The 19918-nt window shown below is 30.8% G+C and carries 16 protein-coding genes; all 16 read right to left on the reverse strand.

The features are described 5' to 3' along the window. Positions 1-99: 99 nt before the first annotated feature. The 16 genes from rnr to BUB83_RS03345 all read right to left on the reverse strand — a co-directional run bounded on the left by rnr (position 100) and on the right by BUB83_RS03345 (position 19878). Complete coding sequence (gene rnr, locus BUB83_RS03270; protein WP_073336992.1) at positions 100-2265, reverse strand: ribonuclease R; 2166 nt, start codon at positions 2263-2265, stop codon at positions 100-102. A 199-nt stretch (positions 2266-2464) separates the two neighbouring features. After that, positions 2465-4489 (reverse strand): sodium-translocating pyrophosphatase, encoded by a 2025-nt coding sequence (locus BUB83_RS03275; protein ID WP_073336994.1) that lies wholly within the window; start codon positions 4487-4489, stop codon positions 2465-2467. Between the two features lie 81 nt (positions 4490-4570). Continuing rightward, positions 4571-4798, reverse strand: a complete 228-nt coding sequence (secG, locus tag BUB83_RS03280; protein WP_073336996.1) for a preprotein translocase subunit SecG — start codon at positions 4796-4798, stop codon at positions 4571-4573. A gap of 248 nt (positions 4799-5046) precedes the next feature. Further along, positions 5047-6348, reverse strand: coding sequence for a phosphopyruvate hydratase (gene eno, locus BUB83_RS03285; RefSeq protein WP_073336998.1), 1302 nt, complete (start codon positions 6346-6348; stop codon positions 5047-5049). A 34-nt stretch (positions 6349-6382) separates the two neighbouring features. Then, positions 6383-7921: a 2,3-bisphosphoglycerate-independent phosphoglycerate mutase gene (gene gpmI / locus BUB83_RS03290; RefSeq protein ID WP_073337000.1), complete on the reverse strand. Its 1539-nt coding sequence runs from the start codon at positions 7919-7921 to the stop codon at positions 6383-6385. A gap of 89 nt (positions 7922-8010) precedes the next feature. Next, on the reverse strand, positions 8011-8763 hold the full coding sequence (gene tpiA, locus BUB83_RS03295; protein WP_073337002.1) for a triose-phosphate isomerase: 753 nt from the start codon (positions 8761-8763) through the stop codon (positions 8011-8013). A gap of 24 nt (positions 8764-8787) precedes the next feature. Continuing rightward, positions 8788-9966 carry a phosphoglycerate kinase gene (locus tag BUB83_RS03300; protein ID WP_073337004.1) on the reverse strand — a complete coding sequence of 393 codons (1179 nt, stop codon included), beginning with the start codon at positions 9964-9966 and terminating at the stop codon, positions 8788-8790. Positions 9967-10075: 109 nt separating this feature from the next. After that, a complete protein-coding gene (gene gap, locus BUB83_RS03305) occupies positions 10076-11074 on the reverse strand; it encodes a type I glyceraldehyde-3-phosphate dehydrogenase (protein ID WP_073337006.1) in 999 nt (332 codons plus the stop codon). Between the two features lie 56 nt (positions 11075-11130). Further along, entirely contained in the window at positions 11131-12174 is a 1044-nt protein-coding gene (locus tag BUB83_RS03310; protein WP_073337008.1) for a sugar-binding transcriptional regulator, read from the reverse strand. A gap of 136 nt (positions 12175-12310) precedes the next feature. Further along, complete coding sequence (gene rpoN / locus BUB83_RS03315; RefSeq protein ID WP_200801424.1) at positions 12311-13669, reverse strand: RNA polymerase factor sigma-54; 1359 nt, start codon at positions 13667-13669, stop codon at positions 12311-12313. 241 nt (positions 13670-13910) lie between these two features. Beyond that, positions 13911-15029 (reverse strand): BMP family lipoprotein, encoded by a 1119-nt coding sequence (locus BUB83_RS03320; protein WP_073337012.1) that lies wholly within the window; start codon positions 15027-15029, stop codon positions 13911-13913. Positions 15030-15234: 205 nt separating this feature from the next. Further along, a complete protein-coding gene (gene trmL / locus BUB83_RS03325; RefSeq protein WP_073337014.1) occupies positions 15235-15711 on the reverse strand; it encodes a tRNA (uridine(34)/cytosine(34)/5-carboxymethylaminomethyluridine(34)-2'-O)-methyltransferase TrmL in 477 nt (158 codons plus the stop codon). 99 nt (positions 15712-15810) lie between these two features. Next, entirely contained in the window at positions 15811-16638 is an 828-nt protein-coding gene (locus tag BUB83_RS03330) for a Cof-type HAD-IIB family hydrolase (protein WP_073337016.1), read from the reverse strand. A 174-nt stretch (positions 16639-16812) separates the two neighbouring features. Further along, positions 16813-18309 carry a VanW family protein gene (locus BUB83_RS03335; protein WP_073337018.1) on the reverse strand — a complete coding sequence of 499 codons (1497 nt, stop codon included), beginning with the start codon at positions 18307-18309 and terminating at the stop codon, positions 16813-16815. A gap of 210 nt (positions 18310-18519) precedes the next feature. Then, positions 18520-19155, reverse strand: a complete 636-nt coding sequence (nth, locus tag BUB83_RS03340; RefSeq protein WP_423231136.1) for an endonuclease III — start codon at positions 19153-19155, stop codon at positions 18520-18522. 3 nt (positions 19156-19158) lie between these two features. After that, positions 19159-19878 carry a lysophospholipid acyltransferase family protein gene (locus tag BUB83_RS03345; protein WP_073337022.1) on the reverse strand — a complete coding sequence of 240 codons (720 nt, stop codon included), beginning with the start codon at positions 19876-19878 and terminating at the stop codon, positions 19159-19161. Positions 19879-19918 lie beyond the last annotated feature (40 nt).

The raw sequence follows: 19918 nt of genomic DNA on the forward strand, positions 1-19918 counted from the left end.
CCTCCATTTTTTATTAATTATAACCCCTGCTAAATTAAAAATATAAATTATTACTATATATACTATTACATATATTATATAATTTCAACATATTTATGATTATTCTTCCAAATCTAATTCTTCATCCTCCATAATATCCATCAAATCATCTTTTTCTTTAACAAGATCAAAATAAATATCATGATTATCTAAGTCTACTCTTGTAACTATAATTTTAACTGGATCACCAAGTTTGTAGACGTTCTTAGTTCTTTCACCCATTAAACATAAATGTTGTTCATCAAAAATATAATAATCATCTTCCAAACTACTTATATGAATTAAACCTTCTACGGTATTAGGTAGTTCTACAAACATACCAAAATTAGTAACTGAGGAAATTATACCTTCATAAGTATTATTTACTCTTTCACTCATATATTCAGCTTTCTTTAAATCATCAACTTCTCTTTCTGCTTCTTGTGCTATACGCTCCATATCGGAAGATTGTACTGAAGCATATTCCACTGCACTCTTCAAACTTATTGTTCTTTTCTCATCTATACTTCCATTAATAAATTCTTTAATTATTCTATGAATAATTAAATCTGGATATCTTCTAATAGGAGATGTAAAGTGACAATAATACTTTGCTGCAAGACCAAAGTGACCTACTGATTGTGGTGAATACTTGGCTTTCATCATAGATCTAAGCAATAATGTGTTTACAACAGTTTCTTCCTTCTGCCCTCTAACTTTTTCTACAACACTTTGAAGTACTTTTGGATGAATTTCGTTTTTAAACTTTACCGAATAGCCTAAGTTATATGCGAATTCATTAAATTTTTGTAGTTTTTCCTCGTTAGGTTCTTCGTGAATTCTATAAACAAATGGAGTATTGGACCAATACATATATTCAGCTATAGTTTCATTACATACTAACATAAACTCTTCTATAATTCTGTTAGCAATAGCTCTTTCATATGGCTTAATATCAATTGGTTTTCCCATTTCATTTAAAATGATTTTACATTCTTCAAAATCGAAATCAATGGCTCCTCTTTTTAATCTTTTACCATTAAGAATCTTACATAATTCTTCCATAGTTTTGAAATCTTCTATTAAGTAATCGTACTTCTTTATAAGTTCTTCATCTTTATCTCTTAAAATGCTTGTTACATCAGAATAAGTCATTCTCTCATCAGTTCTAATAATTGTTTCTGCTATTCTGGAATCAACTACTTTACCTTCATTATTAATCTGCATAAAACAAGTCAGTGCCAATCTATCTACTTTTGGATTTAAACTACATATCCCATTTGATAATTCCTTTGGTAACATAGGAATAACTCTATCTATTAAATACACTGAAGTTCCTCTTTTTAAAGCTTCCTTATCTAAAGGATTTTTCTCTCTTACATAAAAAGATACATCTGCAATATGAACTCCTAATAAGTAATTTCCATTTTTTAATTTTTCGATGGATACTGCATCATCTAAATCTTTTGCATCTGACCCATCTATTGTTATCATTCTTACTTCTCTTAAATCTTCTCTTCTTTTATATTCTTTTTCTGGTATTTCAGATGGTATTTCTTCTGCAAATCTTTGAACTTTTTCCGGAAAATATTCTGGCAAACTATACTTTTTAATTATTGTAAGTATATCTATACCTTGTTCTCCTTTTTTACCTAGAATATCAACAATTTTTCCTTCAGGGTTTCTTCTATTATCGGGCCAACTTGTTATCTCAACAATTACTATATCCTTATGAGAAGCTCCTTTTGTATCACTTTTAGCCACAAAAATATCTTGAAAAATTCTTTTTTCTTCTGGCACTACAAATCCAAAATTTTGACTTTCTTCAAAAGTTCCAATAATTCTTGTATTTGCTCTTTCAATTACTCTAACAATCTCACCTTCGCGTTTTTTACCATTATTTTGTTCTCTTGTTACTTTAGCTATTACTTTATCACCATTCATAGCACCATTCATAAATGATGATGTTATAAATACATCCGGACTTTCATCTTGAGGAATTACAAATCCAAAACCCTTTTGATGCCCTTGTAGTTTTCCAACAACTAAGCCCATTTTTTCAGGTAATCCAAATAATTTTTTCCTATTTTTTATTACCAATCCTTCTTCTATCATTTCTCTTAAAGTTGATTTAAAATCTTCTATTTCACCTTTTTTAATACCAAATATATATGCTAATTCTTTTAGATTCATAGGTTTATAAGCCTGTTCTTCCATGAAAGCTAAAATGATTTTTTTCATATCCATAATATTTCCTCCTATTTTACATACTCTCTTTATTTTTAACCTATTTAAAATAAATATACAAATTTTTCTTTAAATATATCTATAGTATACACCATTTTTTAGTAAACGGCCACAATAAAAGATAGTGCACCATTCACAGTACACTATTCACTTTGTCTTTTTTCACATTAAAAAAGCAACCCTTTCGGGCTGCTTCTGCTTATTTAGTGAATAATTTTATTAATATTCCGCCGTATTGATATAATACTGGTGCGAATACTAAAGAAACTATAGTCATAAGTTTTATTAATATATTCATAGCAGGACCTGATGTATCTTTAAATGGGTCACCTACTGTATCTCCAACAACTGCTGCTTTATGAGCATCGCTTCCTTTACCACCGTGAGCTCCGCCCTCGATGTATTTTTTAGCGTTGTCCCATGCTCCACCAGCATTAGCCATCATTATAGCCATTAAAACACCTGAAGCTACTGCCCCAGCTATTAAACCACCTAGTGCTTCAACTCCTAATAAGAAACCAACCGCTATAGGAACTACTATTGCAAGTACTCCTGGTAACATCATTTCTTTAAGAGCGGCTGTAGTTGAAATATCAACACATTTCTTGTAATCTGGAGTTGCAGTACCTTCCATTAAACCAGGAATGTTTTTAAATTGATATCTAACTTCTTCAATCATTTCAAATGCTGCTTTACCAACAGATTCCATAGTTAAAGCACCAAATAAAAATGGAAGCATAGCTCCTATTAACAATCCAACTAAAGTAACTGGAGTTAATAAATCAATTTTATCTAATTTAGTAGCTTGAGCATAAGAAGCAAATAATGCTAATGCTGTTAAAGCTGCTGAACCAATAGCAAATCCTTTACCAATGGCTGCTGTTGTGTTACCAACTGAGTCAAGTTTGTCTGTTACTTCTCTTACAGAGTGAGGTAACTCAGCCATTTCAGCAATACCACCAGCATTATCAGCGATCGGACCATATGCATCAACCGCAACTGTTAAACCAGTTGTTGATAACATACCAATAGCCGCTAAAGCTATACCATATAAACCCATTGAAGCATCAGTTCCGCCACCCATAATATAGAAAGCAACTAAAACTCCTACAGCAATAAATATGATAGGTAACATTGTAGAATACATACCTATTCCTAATCCAGAGATTATTGTAGTGGCAGCTCCTGTTTCTGTTTGTTTTCCAATTTTTTGTACATATTTATATTGGTCAGAAGTGTACATTTCTGTAACTTTACCAATTAACATACCCACTGCAAGTCCTGCAACTATAGCACCAAAAGCTCTCATACTATTAAAAGTAGTCATACTTAAAACAGCTGCAGCAATTATAACAAGAACTCCACCAATATATGTACCAGAGTTTAATGCTTTTTGAGGATTTTCACTTTTGCTTTTTCTAGCTATAAATATACCTATTATAGAAGCAAATATTCCAAGTGAAGCCAAAACAAGTGGGAATAATATTTTGTTTGAATCTCCTTCAAATAAAAAGAATCCTAAAGTTAATGCTGATATTAATGAACCAACATATGATTCAAATAAGTCTGCACCCATACCAGCAACGTCTCCAACATTGTCTCCAACGTTATCTGCTATAACTGCAGGGTTTCTTGGGTCATCTTCTGGAATTCCAGCTTCAACCTTACCAACTAAGTCAGCTCCAACGTCAGCAGCTTTTGTATAAATCCCACCACCAACACGAGCAAATAATGCAATTGAACTAGCTCCTAAGCCAAAACCTGTTATAACTGAAATATCTTTTGTTCCAAATAACATATAAAATACTGTTAATCCTAGAACTCCAAGACCAACAACTGCCATACCCATTACAGCACCACCAGAAAAAGCAATTTCTAAAGCTTTGCTTTGTCCGCTTCTAGCTGCTTCAGCAGTTCTTACATTAGCTTTTGTAGCAACTTGCATACCGAAGTATCCTGCTGCTATTGAGAATAAAGCACCAAAAATAAAACATATAGCTGTTGTTAAATTAATAAAAATAGCTAAAATAATTGCTACTACTGCTACAAAAATCGCTAAGTATTTGTACTCTCTTTTTAAGAAAGCCATTGCACCCTCATGTATGTAACCCGCGATTTCTTGCATTCTTTCATTTCCAGCACTTTCTTTAGTAATACCGTTGCTTAATACAACAGCAAAAATTAAAGCACAAATTGCTGACACAAATGGTAATAAATAATTCACCCTAATTCCTCCTTATATATAACCTTATTTTATAACCTTATTACATTCACTACATAACCTTATTATTTTTACTATATACCTTTATTTTACTATACTTATAAGACTAGTTAAAATAATAAATAGTACCGCTAAGACAACTGTTGCTTTTGCTAACATTGATTCTTTTGTTTTTGTTTTATTTTTAGATAGAAAAGTTTCTGCACCTGATGATACTAAATTAAATCCGTCTGTTTTAGATGGTTGAAGCATCACTGAAATTATTAAAAGCACTGAAACGATTACTAATAAAACAACTAAAAATGTATGCATTGATATACACCTCCTCAATTAATTGCAAAATAGTAAGTATTATACTCACATTAATATTTATCAAACTTTATTTTATCACACGAAAAAATAAATTACAATGTATTTATTTCATTGCAATTTTCTTATAAATACCTTTGTTTAATTTATCAACGTATATATCAAAACATATCAAAAATCATACTTTTTATTGTTTAAAAAGCTAAAGAAAATCAAAGGTGATTTCCTTTAGCTTTCATATTAATTGTAAATTATTTTTTTATGCTGAAGAATGCATCCATTCCTCTATATTCACCCATAACGCCTAATTCTTCTTCAATTCTTAGTAATTGGTTGTATTTAGCTACTCTTTCAGATCTGCATGGAGCACCAGTTTTGATTTGACCAGCATTTGTTGCTACAACTAAATCAGCTATTGTAGAATCTTCTGTTTCACCAGATCTGTGAGATACTACTGAAGTATATCCAGCTCTAGAAGCCATTTCGATAGAATTTAAAGTTTCAGTTAAAGTACCGATTTGGTTTAATTTGATTAAGATAGAGTTAGCTGTTTCTCTTTCAATACCCATTGCAAGTCTTTCAGTGTTAGTAACGAATAAATCGTCTCCTACTAATTGGATTTTTCCACCTAATTTTTCAGTTATGAACTTCCAGCCAGCCCAATCTTCTTCAGCCATACCATCTTCAATAGAGATAATTGGATATTTGTTTACTAAATCAACATAGAAATCAGCCATTTGCTCTGGAGTTAAAGTTTTACCTTCTCCTTTTAATTCATACATTTGAGTTTCAGTGTTGAAGAACTCAGAAGATGCTGGGTCAAGAGCTATATAGATATCTTTTCCTGGAGTATATCCAGCTTTTTCGATAGCTTCAATGATTATAGCTATAGCTGCTTCGTTGCTTTCTAAGTCTGGAGCGAATCCACCTTCGTCGCCTACTCCTGTAGATAATCCTTTTTTCTTTAATAATGATTTTAATGCGTGGTAAACTTCTGCAGACATTCTTAAAGCTTCTGAGAATGAAGCAGCTCCTACAGGCATAACCATGAATTCTTGTAAATCCACGTTGTTATCAGCATGAGATCCACCATTCATGATGTTCATCATTGGAACTGGTAATACTTTAGCATTTACTCCACCTATGTATTGGTAAAGGCTCATTCCTAAAGATTCAGCTGCTGCTCTAGCACATGCTAAAGAAACACCTAACATAGCATTAGCACCTAATTTAGCTTTGTTTGGAGTACCATCTAAAGCGATCATAGCTTTATCGATAGCAACTTGATCCATAACGTTCATTCCGATGATTTCATCAGCAATTAAAGTATTTACATTTTCAACAGCTTTTAAAACACCTTTTCCTACGTATACAGAATCATCTTCATCTCTTAATTCTACTGCTTCAAATATACCAGTAGATGCTCCTGATGGAACTGCTGCTCTTCCTACTGTGTTATCTTCTAAAGTAACTTCAACCTCAACTGTTGGGTTCCCTCTTGAGTCTAAGATTTGTCTAGCATAAACGTCCATAATTTCTAAATGTAATTTCATTTTTGTTCCTCCTAATTTTTATATTAATTTTTTATTACTCAGCTATTAAAGATTTTCCAGTCATTTCTGCTGGTACTTCTTGTTTCATTGCTTGAAGCAATGTTGGTGCGATATCAGCTAAGATACCACCTTCTCTTAAAGTTTCCTTTTTTGCATCATTAGATACATAAATGAATGGTACAGGATTTGTTGTATGAGCAGTCATTGGTTTTCCATTAGAATAATCAATCATTTGTTCTGAGTTACCATGGTCAGCCGTAATAAATACTGTTCCATCTTTCTCAAGAATTTTATTAACTACTTTTCCAAGACACTCATCTACAACGCTAATAGCTTTAGCTGCAGCTTCTATTACTCCAGTATGACCAACCATATCTGGATTTGCATAATTAAGAATTATTAAGTCATATTTGTCTGAATCTATTCTCTTTAATAACTCATCTGTTACTTGATATGCGCTCATTTCAGGCTTCAAGTCATAAGTTGCAACTTTTGGAGAAGCTATTAATGCTCTATCTTCATTGGCATTTGGAGCCTCAACTCCACCATTGAAGAAGAAAGTTACATGAGCATATTTTTCAGTTTCAGCTATTCTTAATTGGTTTAATCCTAATTTACTTACATACTCACCTAAAGTATTTGTATAATCATCAGGTTTATACGCTACATAAACATTTTCCATAGTTTTATCATATTGAGTTAATGTTACATAAGTTAAGTCTAAAGTTTTTCTTTCAAAGCCTTCAAAAACTTTATCATTTATTGCTCTAGTTATTTCTCTAGCTCTATCTGGTCTGAAATTAAAGAAAATAACAGAATCTTTGTCTTTTATTGTATCAAGTGGCTTACCATCTTCAACAATAACTGTAGGCAATACAAATTCATCTTCTTTATTATCATGATAAGAATCTTTTATTGCTTTTACTGCACTTTCTGAGAACTCTCCTTCTCCATTAACCAATGCGTTATAAGCAAGTTCAACTCTTTCCCATCTATTATCTCTATCCATAGCATAGTATCTACCACTCAAAGTAGCAACTTTACCCACACCTATTTCCTTCATGTAAGCTTCTATTTCTTCAATAAATCCTGCTGCTGAAGAAGGTGGTGTGTCTCTTCCATCTAAAAAAGCATGAAGATATACTTTTTCTAAGTTATTGATTTTTGCAAGTTTAAGCAGTGCTTTAACATGCTCAAGATGTGAATGCACTCCACCATCTGAAAGTAATCCTAAAAGATGTAGTGAAGAATTATTTTCTTTTGCATTATTTACCGCTTTTAATAAAGCTTCGTTTTCAAAAAAGTCTCCATCTTTTATGGACTTAGTAACTTTTGTAAGTGCTTGATATATAACTCTACCTGCCCCGATATTTAAGTGACCAACTTCTGAGTTACCCATTTGACCATCTGGCAATCCTACAGAAAGTCCACTAGCTCCGATACTTGTATGAGGATACTCATTCCAAAGTTTATCAAAATTACTTGTGTTAGCTAATTTGATTGCATTGCCTTCTTCTTCATTAGAGCATCCGTAACCATCTAATATCATAAGCATTACTGGCTTTTTAGTCATTTTCCCACCCCCATGTTCTTTTGTTTTATTTCATTTATATAATAACATATATTTAAGATTTTTGGCGTTTTTCTGCTAAATTTAACAGTTTATTTATCAAAATTAACTATTGCTGCAAAATCTTTTGCATTTAAAGAAGCTCCACCAATTAATCCACCGTCTATATGTGGTTGAGTCATTTGTTCTTTTATTGTATCTGGTTTTACAGAACCACCGTATTGAATTCTAATTTTTTCAGCAACTTCTCCACCAAACATAGATTCAACAGTTTTTCTACAAAAAGCAATAGTTTCATTAGCTTGCTCAGATGTAGCTGTTTTTCCTGTTCCAATAGCCCAAATTGGTTCATATGCAATAACCATTTCAGCTACTTGTGCTTCTTCTAGACCTGCTAAATCAATTTTAATTTGTTTTCCCAAAACTTCTTCTGTAATGTTTCCTTCTCTTTCTTCAAGAGTTTCTCCAATACATAAAATAGGAATTAATTTATGTTCAAAAGCTTTTTTAAGTTTTTTGTTTAAAGCTTCATCTGTTTCTCCAAAGTAAGTTCTTCTTTCACTATGTCCTAAAACTACATATTTAACTCCAAGCTCTGCTAACATTGATGGAGCAATTTCTCCTGTGAAAGCACCATTTTCTTCAAAATGCATATTTTGAGCTCCAACAGCTATATTTGAATCAGCAGTAGCTTTCACTACAGCATCCAAACTAACAGCAGTAGGACAAACTACTACTTCACAATTTGCATCTTTAACTAATGGTTTTAAAGCTTCTATTAATTCTAATCCTTGAGAAACTGTGTTATTCATTTTCCAGTTTCCTGCAATTATAGGTGTTCTCATTTTAAACCCTCCTAAATATTAGTATTATTTATCTGTTAAAGCTGTAATTCCTGGTAAGTCTTTACCTTCTAAGAATTCTAGTGAAGCTCCACCACCAGTAGAGATGTGAGACATTTTATCACCAAATCCTAATATATTAACTGCAGCAGCTGAATCTCCACCACCAATAACTGTTGTTGCATCTGCATTAGCCATAGCCTGTGCAACTGCAATTGTTCCTTTATTGAAGTTTTCAAATTCAAATACTCCCATAGGACCATTCCAAATAACAGTTTTAGCATCTTTGATAGCATCAGCATATAAAACTTCTGTCTTAGGACCAATATCTAATCCCATAAATCCAGCTTCAATATTTTCATTATCAGTAACTACAGCCTCAACATCTGAAAATGAAGAAGCAACTCTATGATCCACTGGTAGTAAGAATTTAACACCTTTAGCTTCAGCTTTTTCAATCATTTCTTTAGCATAATCTAATCTATCTGCTTCAACTAAAGAAGTTCCTATTTCATATCCTTGTGCTTTTAAGAATGTATATGCCATTCCTCCACCTATGATTATAGTGTCGGCTTTGTCTAATAGATTGTTTATAACAGCAATCTTATCTGAAACCTTAGCTCCACCTAATATAGTAACAAAAGGTCTAACTGGAGTATTTACTGCTTCTCCTAAAAATTTCAATTCCTTTTGAATTAAATATCCACATACAGCAGTATCTACAAATTTAGTAACTCCTTCAGTTGATGAATGAGCTCTGTGAGCAGTTCCAAAAGCATCATTTACATAAATATCGCAAAGACTTGCTAATTCTTTAGATAAATCTTCTCCATTTTTACTTTCTTCTTTTCTACATCTAGTGTTTTCTAATAGTACAACGTCTCCGTCTTTCATTTCTGCAACAGCTTTTCTAGCATTTTCTCCAACTACTTCTTCATCTCTTGCAAAAACAACTTGTTGGTCAAGCATTTCGCTTAATCTTACGCCAACTGGTGCTAAAGTCTTAGAAGCATCTTTTCCTAAGTGTGAACAAAGTATAACTTTTGCTTTATTATCTATTAAATATTTAATTGTTGGCATAGCTCCAACTAATCTATTTTCGTCAGTTATAACACCATCTTTTAATGGTACGTTAAAATCACATCTTACTAAAACTTTTTTACCATTAACTTGAACATCTTCAATAGTCTTTTTATTAAAACTCATTAGAATACACTCCTCATTATTAAAATTTAAAAGGTCTAGCCTTATAGCCTTAACTACAAAACCAGACCTATAAAATTGTCTATACTAAGTATTAATTACTTTTATTTAACTATCTTGTTACGAAATATTTTAAAGTTCTGATTAATTGGTTAGTATATGACATTTCATTGTCGTACCAAGCAGCAACTTTAACTAATTGCTCTCCGCCTGCTTCCATAACTCTTGTTTGCGTTCCATCAAATAATGATCCAAAGCTAATTCCGATTATATCAGTAGATACTAATTCTTCTTCAGTATATCCAAATGATTCGTTACTAGCAGCTTTCATAGCTTCATTGATTTCTTCAGCAGTTACTTTTTTATCTAAAGTAACAACTAATTCAGTTAATGAACCAGTTATAACTGGAACTCTTTGAGCACCACCATCTAATTTTCCTTTTAATTCTGGAATAACTAATCCTATTGCTTTAGCAGCACCAGTTGTGTTTGGAACTATTGATGCAGCAGCTGCTCTAGCTCTTCTTAAATCATTTTTTGCGTGAGGAGCATCTAAAGTGTTTTGGTCATTAGTGTAAGCATGGATAGTAGTCATAAATCCTTTTTGAATTCCGAACTGATCATTTAAAACTTTAGCCATTGGAGCTAAACAGTTTGTAGTACAAGAAGCACCAGAAATAACAGTTTCTGTTCCATCTAATACATCATTGTTTACATTAAATACAACTGTTTTTAAATCTCCAGTTGCAGGAGCTGAAATAACAACTTTCTTAGCGCCAGCTTCTAAATGAAGACCAGCTTTTTCTTGAGATGTGAAGAATCCAGTACACTCTAAAACTACGTCTACTTTTAATTCTGCCCATGGTAAGTTTGCAGGGTTTCTATCTGCAACAACTTTGATTTCTTTTCCGTTAACTACGAAAGATCCTTCTTTAACTTCTATTTCTCCATCAAATCTTCCTTGTGCTGAATCATATTTAAATAAGTGTGCTAAAGTTTTAGCATCTGTTAAGTCATTGATTGCAACAACATTAAACTCAGGGTTGTTAATCATTAATCTTAATGCCAATCTTCCTATTCTTCCAAAACCATTAATCGCTACATTTACCATTTACAATTACCTCCTAATATTTGTTTAATAAATTTATGTTAATGTTTATACATAACTTAGTTTGATGTTTCTCTTTCACTTAAAATTTTCATAATTTCCATAGCTGCACCTTCATCGGTGAATAATATGCTATTCTTACTATACATTTCTGTGGCAATTATGGCTTTTGCTTTTCTCTTACCACCAGCTATAGCAATGGAAGTCTCCACGTTTGTCATTTGTTCATTTTTGATACCTATAGTTGGTGTAGAAAAAATTATCTCACCTTCTATATTAAAGTAACAGCCAAATGCTTCTCCTACTGCTCCTAATTGTTCTAATTTTTCAACTATTTCCTTACCTAATCCTCTTTTTTCTGCCATTTTTGTAGCTCTTCCAATACCATATATAAGTATATCTGCATTATTAATTAAATCTAATACTTCCATAATACTTTTTTCTTTTTGTATTGTTTTTAAAGCAGAATCACTTAGATTATCTGGAACATGTAGCATTTTGTATCTTGCATCTAGCTTATTAGCTAATTTTGCAGCTATAGTATTAGATTGAACATCAACATTTCCACCTATACCACCTCTAGCCGGCACTACCATTATATCATTTTTTGACCTAATATGGGGTATATTATCAATAATTTTTTTTACTGATGACCCTCCTGTCAATGCAATTATATTATTATCTTTTAATCTTTCTTTTATGTAACTTGCTGCAGTTTTTCCTATTTCATTTAAAACTATCTCATTATCATCTGCATTTCCTGGAACTATAAATACCTTTTTTACATTTAAATTTTTTTCTAAAAATTCTTCAATTTCATGTAATCCTCTAAGGTCATGTATAAGTTCTTTTAATTTATCTACTACTTCTTCACCTTCTTCAGTAACTTTCATACCTTCTGAAGTAATATCTATTAAATTCTGTTTTTTCAAAAAATTTATTTCGGTACGAACTATTCTTTCACTCATTCCTAATAAATTTGATAACATTCTTCTTCCTACAGGAGCATTATAATAAATAGTTCTAAGTATAGAATATCTTTTTTGAAGAACTTCTAAAAGTTCCGGCATAATTTTTTGCTGTAAACTTAAGATTTCATACACTTCAAACACTCCCTGGCTTTTTTTTGTCCCGGGATATACATTTATGTCCCATGAATATTATTATAAGCTATAAAGAGAAATTTTTAAATAGTTTTTTGAAAAAAAAAAAAAAAATTAACAAAAAGAATTCTTTTTGTTAATATCTCTTTCTTTTACTAGAAGATTTTATTTCTAATTCCTCTCTATATTTAGCTACAGTCCTTCTTGATATATTGAAATTCTTTTCTTTTAACAAATCACAGATTTTTTGATCTGAGTAAGGTTTCTTACTATCTTCACTTTCTACAATATTCTTTATTTCTTTTTTTATAATTAGTGTAGAAACATTGTCATCATAATTATTTTGAGCTATTCCTGTAATAAATAAATCTTTAATTTTTATTGTTCCTTTATCAGTGTATACATACTTATCTCTTATAGCTCTACTAACTGTAGATTCATGAATTTGTAGCATTTCCGCTAATTCTTTTAAAGTTAAAGGTTTTAAATATTTCTCTCCCATATCAAAATAATCTCTTTGAACTTCCACAAGTTTAGTTAGAATTCTAAATATGGTGCTTTCTCTTTGATTAATACTTTTAATTAAAAACAAAGCACTATTTATCTTATCTTTAACATACTTAACCGTTTTTTCGTCTTCATCATTATAAATTATATTTTTATAAGTTTTATTAATATTTAATTTAGGTATTTCATCATTATTCATAATAACAAAATACTCATCATTAATTTTTTTTATGTGAGCCTCTGGTGAAATATAATTAGTCTCTTCCCCTGTATAAAAACCTCTTGAAGGTTTTGGTTCTAAAGTTTTAATTATATCTCCATATCTTTGCGCTTCTTGAATTGAAATATTAAGTTCTTTTGCTATTACTGCATATTTGTTATCAGCCATTGATTGTAGATAATTTTCTACAATTAGATAAATTTCCTTATCCGTTATTTGCTTTTTGTTCAATTGTATTTTTAAACACTCTATTAAATTAACCCCACCTATTCCCGGTGGATCCAAAGAATGTATTACCTTTAAAGCTTCCTCAACTGTACTTATTTCTACATTTAATTCTTCAGCTAAAATATTTTTATTTGTATAAAGATATCCCCTAGAGTCAATATCTTCCACTATATACATGCATAGATATTTTAAAGATTCACTTAAATTTAAATCGATTACTTGTTCTATTAAATATTCTTTCAATGATTTCTTAGCACTTATAAAAGTAAAAGGCGATACTTCTTCTTCATTATTTACATAATAATTTTTATTGGAATAATTAAAATCATCATCTAAATATTTTATAAGTTCTTTATAGTCTATATCATCTTTCTTCTCTTTTGATTTTTTTTCGGTTTCTAATATAGGATTTTCTTCAATCTCTTTAGTTATATAAGATTGCATTTCCATATTAGTCATTTGAAGAATTTTCACAGACATCTGCATCTGTTGTGTCATTATTAATTTTTGTTCTTGAGTCATCCGTAAATCAAATTCCATCTTCATATATTATCACCACTCAATAATTTCTTCTAGCGCTTACGTACCTCTTACATTATATCATAATTTAAAAACATTGTTGATACTGTAACTCTTTATCTTTTGATTTTGTATTAAATTAAGAAACTTAGTAGTTCATTTTTGAAAAAAACTCTCAGCCATCTTGTTTCGACTTTTACATTATTATTCCCCTAAAAAAAGAGCTAGATGCAAATGCACCTAACTCTTTTTTTGTTATTTATTATTTTACTTCAACTGGTACAAAAGCTTTTGCTGCATCTAAATCTTCTGGAACAACTATATCGCCTTTAACTATAGATGCTTTGTATGATTCGCATAAAGCTACTACATCAGCAGGAGTGTTTTTATCAGTTGTTGGCGCTAAACCAACACCTTCTTCTGCTAAACCGTAAACAACAACTTCTCCACCTTTAAAGTTTCCTTCAATTAAAGCTTTTGATACATCATAAGTTGCAGTGTCTACTCTTTTCATCATTGAAGATAATATAGCGTCTGCATATTCTGGAACTATAGCTGCTTGGTCTGAATCAACACCAATTGCCCATACATCTTTTCCATTAGCTCTTTGCTCATGTGCTTCTTGTAATAAACCTAGTCCGCATGCACCTGATGCATGGAAAATTACATCAGCTCCAGCACTATATAATTTTTTAGCAGCTTCTTGACCAGCTTGTGGGTTATCAAAAGCTCCTGTATAAGCAACATTAGATCTATCCATTAATTTAACAGCTGCTTCTGGGTTTACAGACATAACACCAGCAATAAATCCAGCTTCAAATCTTTGAATTAAAGGCATATCTATACCACCAATAAATCCAACTTGATTAGTTTTTGTCATTTTACCAGCGATAACGCCCATTAAAAATGAACCTTCTTGCTCTTTAAATCCAATAGAAACAACGTTTGGTAATTCTACTACAGAGTCAATTATACCAAAATTTGTATCAGGAGCCGCTGTAGCAACTTCTTCTACTGAAGATTGCATCAAGAAACCAACACCAAATACTAAGTTATTATCTTCTGCAAGTTGAGTTAAGTAAGGAACATAATCATCTTGGCTTTGAGATTCTAAAATAACAGGTTTTACAGTATACTCAGTTTCAATTTTATCCAATCCAGCAATAGCAGAATCATTAAATGATTTATCTCCTCTACCACCAGCATCAGTTGATAAACCTACTGTAATGTCTGTTGCTGTTCTTTCGTCTTTTTCTTCTGTTGCAGTATTGTTTTTAGCTGCATTATTTTCTGTTTCTGCATTATTGTTACCTGCACAACCAGCTAATAATGTAGCAACTACAGCTACTGAAGCAACAATCGCTACTAATCTTTTTTTCATAAAATATTACCCCCTAAAATCTATTAATTAAATAATTATATAGTTATTATTAATAAACTCCTATATAATTATTCAATTTACTAATTAAGATAAGCTTTATTCTAAATCTTTAACTACAAACTGAATATACGATAATTTTATCCAAAAATCAATACCTTTATCCTCATATTAAGTATGTTTTACAAATTATTCAAACAAACTTTTATTATTTCATATTAGGAAAATTCATTTGCCTTAAAGCTTCATATGCAAATATAGATACTGTATTGGATAAATTTAATGACCTTGTAGTTGTATCTATCATTGGAATTTTTATAGCTGTTTCTTTATATTTCTCCATTATTTCTTTAGGTAATCCTGATGATTCTCTTCCAAACACAATAAAATCACCTTTTTCATATTTAGCCTCGCTATAGTATTTGCTTCCTTTTGTTGTGGCCAAAAATATTCTCGCCTTAGGGTATTTACTAAGAAAATCTTCAAAAGACTCATGAATTTCATAATTTAAATACGGCCAATAGTCCAACCCAGCTCTTCTAACTTTTTTTTCTTCTATGTTAAAACCTAAGGGTTTTATTAAATGCAAATTTGCATTTACCAAAACACAAGTTCTTCCAATATTACCTGTATTTTGAGGTATTTCTGGCTGAAATAATACAATATTTAAATTTGGTTCATTCATTTTATTTTCTCCCTAATTTTATATTTTTTCTTTTAATGGTACTAATATAATACATCAAATACTTCTTGGGGTAAAGAACTTATTTAACAAATGCTATTATTATTCATCCAACAGAACAAATTTTCTAATGGCTTTTGCTACTCCATCATTGTTATTTGTATCTGTGATATAATCTGCATTTAATTTAATTCCATCTTCTGCATTGCCCATAGCAATACCAAGTCCAGCATATTTAATCATAGACAAATCATTACCACTATCTCCAATACATATAACTTCATTTCTATCTAAGCCATAAATCTTGGCTAATTGTTCAGCTGCATCTCCTTTTGAAACTCCTTTTGCATTTATTTCAAAATTCAAAGGTGCTGAACTAACTATTTCAATATCATCTAATACGCTTAATGCTTTTCTTGCTTTATTTAATTCTTCTATATCTTTGGATACTGCAACAAATTTTAACATTTCATCTTGTGATTCTATAAAATCATCAAAATCAGAATAAACTTCCAATTTAACCTTTTGTTCTTCTGATAAACCTTCGTTAAATCTAGTGTAAGTATACCAATCTGGAAAATCACCTTCTGAAGCCACAATATCAAAGGTATTAAAAAATTTATATACATCAAAGTTTCTCATAATCTCATATATTTTACGACAAGTTTCTTTTGGTAATATTTTTTTATAAATAACTTTTTCTTCGTCTTTTTCTCTAATATAAGCGCCATTAGAAGCTATTATAGGTGTTTTAACCCCTATCATTTCCGAAAAATTTCTTGCTGAAGTAAATAATCTTCCTGTACAAACCGATATATGAACTCCTTTATCATGTGCCTCTTTTAAAACCAATTTATTTTCTTCACTTATAACTTTATCATCATTAAGTAAAGTTCCATCCATATCTATACAAATTAATTTATATTTCATTTTTCTTTACTCCTTCGTTTATAATAATGTTTGATTAATTAATTTTTCTATTTAAAAATTCATCCTATAATTATTATATACTAAAATTTATTTCATAACAATTATATAAATTATATCAAAAATATTCCATTGATATTTTCCAATGAAAAAAAACACGCCCTATGGCATGTTCTTTTATTGTTCTGATGTTGCTGCTGGAGCTGTTGTTGTTGTTTCCGGGGTTACAGATTGTGTTGCTGGTGCTTGTTCTGTTGTTTCTTCTACAACTGGAGCTTCTACTTTTGTGCCAACTCTTTTTTCTCCATCCACAGGAACATAGTAATCAGACGACACCGTTTCAGAATCAACTTTTTTACCATCAACATATGAGGTTCTATATACGTTCACTTTATATCCAGTGTGTGGCGCTTTATCTACTACTTCTTTTCCAACTTCTAAAGTTGGATCTTCTATTATTTTATAACTTGCTGTGTAAGTTTTATAAACATCTGTAGTAACTTCATATTTTGTTTTAGTTAGTTCACTATTTGAGTATACTGTAAAATAAACCTTTTTATTACTTGTATAAGCATTAATATAAATAGGATACTCTTTGTTATTTTTAAATTCAAAATCTAAGTTTCCATAATCAACAGTAGCATCTCGTCCAACAGGAACATATGTTGAAGGATAAGTATGATGTCTTCTTGTTGTAATTTCTAATCCCCCTATTAAAACTGCATTATAAAGCGTTGTAGAAACTTGACAGATTCCTCCGCCTATACCATCCACGTACTCTCCATTTAATATAACATGAGCTACTTGGTATCCTTTTGCAGCCGTCCTTTGTCCAACTACATCATTGAAACTAAATTCTTCTCCTGGCATTAATAAAGTGCCATCAATTGCTTTAGTTGCTAAAGCAATATTAGTAGATCTTTCATAACTAGAAGTTGTATAGCTTGTGCTGTAAGACCCCACATTTGAATCAATAGACCTTAGCATTTCCCCTGTTTTTTTAGCTGTTAACACTTCAATTGGAGCTTCAACAACTAACTCGTCAGTTTCGCTTTGAATTTTTTCATTTATATCCATAGAAAGTTTTTCAGAATCTAATTTGGCACCTTCAATATCGTCCTGTACTTCAAATTTACCATTACCTAGGTATTTAATTGATGCTTCTGCAGATTCCTTGTTAATTTCTGATTCTATAGTTGCTATTACATCTTTAATCGGCTCTTCATTGTAAGTAAAATTTAGATTAAATTCTTTTTCTTCAGGATTTTTGATTAGTTTATACTTTTCCATAAAGTCTAAGTCTCTCCCATAAGAAAAAGCTTCATCTAAAGTTTCAACTATATTATACTTAGCATCTAATTCTGAATAACCAATTGTATAGGTTTTATCCCCTGCCTTAATTTCAACCTGCTTTTTACCCACTTCATCACCATAAGCGGCAGTTAAATCATCTAATACCTGTTCCTTAGTTTTACCTGTATAATCTACTCCTTGTATAATAACTTTAGGCATCATCAAAGTATCCCATTTTTTAACTTGTGAATACTCATATCCAGATATACCTGCTGCTATAGCTACGATAGCTAAAACAGCTACTGCAATTATTCTCTTTCTTTTATTTTTCTTACTTTTTTTGCTTGATCTTCTACCTCTTTTTTCCGTATTGCTTTCCATGCTACTCCCCCTCTTTCTATATGCTGTATTATCAAGTAATCTTAAGTGAAATTCCATTTATTCTTTTAACTAAATCAAAAGCCATCTTTATTTTATTTATTTTGAAACAAATTTCCTAGTTGCCTTTTATATTTCAATAATATTTTATCATAAAATTCCAAAGAGGTTATTACAAAATAGTATCATTAAGCATTTTTTATTCCCATGTAGCTAAAAATATTCGCAATATAAAGCTATTGGACAAGTTTCGCATTGGGGTTTTCTAGCTTTACAAATCTTTCTTCCATGCCAAATCAAATAGTGATGCATTTGTATCCATTTTTCTTTGGGTATACTTTTCATCAAATCTTGCTCAACTTTATCTGGAGTATTTCCTTTAGATAAACCAATTCTATTAGCTAATCTAAAAACATGAGTATCAACAGCAATGGTAGGTACATTAAATGCATTGGCTAAAACAACATTAGCTGTTTTTCTTCCTACTCCCGAAAGCTTTATTAATTCTTCAAAAGTATTTGGTACTTCACCATTATATTCTTCTATTATGCTTTTAGATGTAGAAATTATATTTTTACTTTTATTTTTATATAAACCACAACTCTTAATAATCTCTCCTAATTCTAATTGTGATAACTGAATCATTGATTGAGGCGTGTTATATTTTTCGAACAAAGGTTTAGTAATTATATTAACCCTTTCATCTGTACATTGAGCTGATAACATAGTAGCTACCAATAATTCAAAAGAAGAATTAAAAACCAAACCGCATTGTGCACCCTCATATGTTTCACTTAGAATATTTATTATGTTGTTTAAGGTTTTCTTATTAAATGTCCTCACCTCCAAGCTTTAGCCCAAGTTTGATTTATTATAAACTCCTTTGTACTCATCAGGAAGCATTTCTGCAATCTTATACATAAATGTATTTAAACATCTTTCTTCAAAATCTTTCTTGTCCTCATCTTTTTCAATCTTTGGCAACACAAACTCTTTTCCCACTGTTACAGTTACTTTTGCATGTTGGAATTTTTCTCGTTCCATCCTTCCTGATTGACTTATAGGCAGAAGATTTTCTGTACCAGTTATAGCAATAGGTACAATATTAACCTTTGTCAATTTGGCTATTAAAGTTATTCCTTTTTTAGCTTCTATTAACTTTCCTTGTCTGCTTCTAGTACCTTCCGGGAAAATCAAAATACTCCCTCCCTCTTTTACAATATTAATGATTTTTTTCAAACCATCTTTATCAGGAGTATTGGGTTTTACAGGGGTAGTTTTAACAACATGCATCCCTAAATTAGTAAGAGAATTGTTGTTAAGTTTAACTCCAGCTACAAATGTAACATCATCTTTTTCTCTTAAAATACTATTTAAAACTAATCCATCGGCATTGCTAAGATGATTACATATGTAAATTACTGGTTTTTTTATATTATCTAAATTTTCGTCACCTTTAACAGTTAAATCAGCATATTTATTTATGTATCCATACATTACTTTATTTGAAATATACTTCAATAAACCCTCTGGTAATTTTCCAATAATTTTTGTCATCCATGGAGATATCATAAAATTTCCACCCTTCCAAATATTCGATTATACAAAACAC

It is taken from the genome of Clostridium grantii DSM 8605 (assembly GCF_900129965.1).
GTDB lineage: Bacteria > Bacillota > Clostridia > Clostridiales > Clostridiaceae > Clostridium_AF > Clostridium_AF grantii.

Excerpts from the sequence above, each read along its gene's own strand:
- rnr (WP_073336992.1), bottom strand. The coding sequence starts at position 2,265 with ATGGATATGAAAAAAATCATTTTAGCTTTCATGGAAGAACAGGCTTAT.
- secG (WP_073336996.1), bottom strand. The coding sequence starts at position 4,798 with ATGCATACATTTTTAGTTGTTTTATTAGTAATCGTTTCAGTGCTTTTA.
- eno (WP_073336998.1), bottom strand. The coding sequence starts at position 6,348 with ATGAAATTACATTTAGAAATTATGGACGTTTATGCTAGACAAATCTTA.
- gpmI (WP_073337000.1), bottom strand. The coding sequence starts at position 7,921 with ATGACTAAAAAGCCAGTAATGCTTATGATATTAGATGGTTACGGATGC.
- tpiA (WP_073337002.1), bottom strand. The coding sequence starts at position 8,763 with ATGAGAACACCTATAATTGCAGGAAACTGGAAAATGAATAACACAGTT.
- BUB83_RS03300 (WP_073337004.1), bottom strand. The coding sequence starts at position 9,966 with ATGAGTTTTAATAAAAAGACTATTGAAGATGTTCAAGTTAATGGTAAA.
- gap (WP_073337006.1), bottom strand. The coding sequence starts at position 11,074 with ATGGTAAATGTAGCGATTAATGGTTTTGGAAGAATAGGAAGATTGGCA.
- rpoN (WP_200801424.1), bottom strand. The coding sequence starts at position 13,669 with ATGGAATTTGATTTACGGATGACTCAAGAACAAAAATTAATAATGACA.
- BUB83_RS03320 (WP_073337012.1), bottom strand. The coding sequence starts at position 15,029 with ATGAAAAAAAGATTAGTAGCGATTGTTGCTTCAGTAGCTGTAGTTGCT.
- trmL (WP_073337014.1), bottom strand. The coding sequence starts at position 15,711 with ATGAATGAACCAAATTTAAATATTGTATTATTTCAGCCAGAAATACCT.
- BUB83_RS03330 (WP_073337016.1), bottom strand. The coding sequence starts at position 16,638 with ATGAAATATAAATTAATTTGTATAGATATGGATGGAACTTTACTTAAT.
- BUB83_RS03335 (WP_073337018.1), bottom strand. The coding sequence starts at position 18,309 with ATGGAAAGCAATACGGAAAAAAGAGGTAGAAGATCAAGCAAAAAAAGT.
- BUB83_RS03345 (WP_073337022.1), bottom strand. The coding sequence starts at position 19,878 with ATGATATCTCCATGGATGACAAAAATTATTGGAAAATTACCAGAGGGT.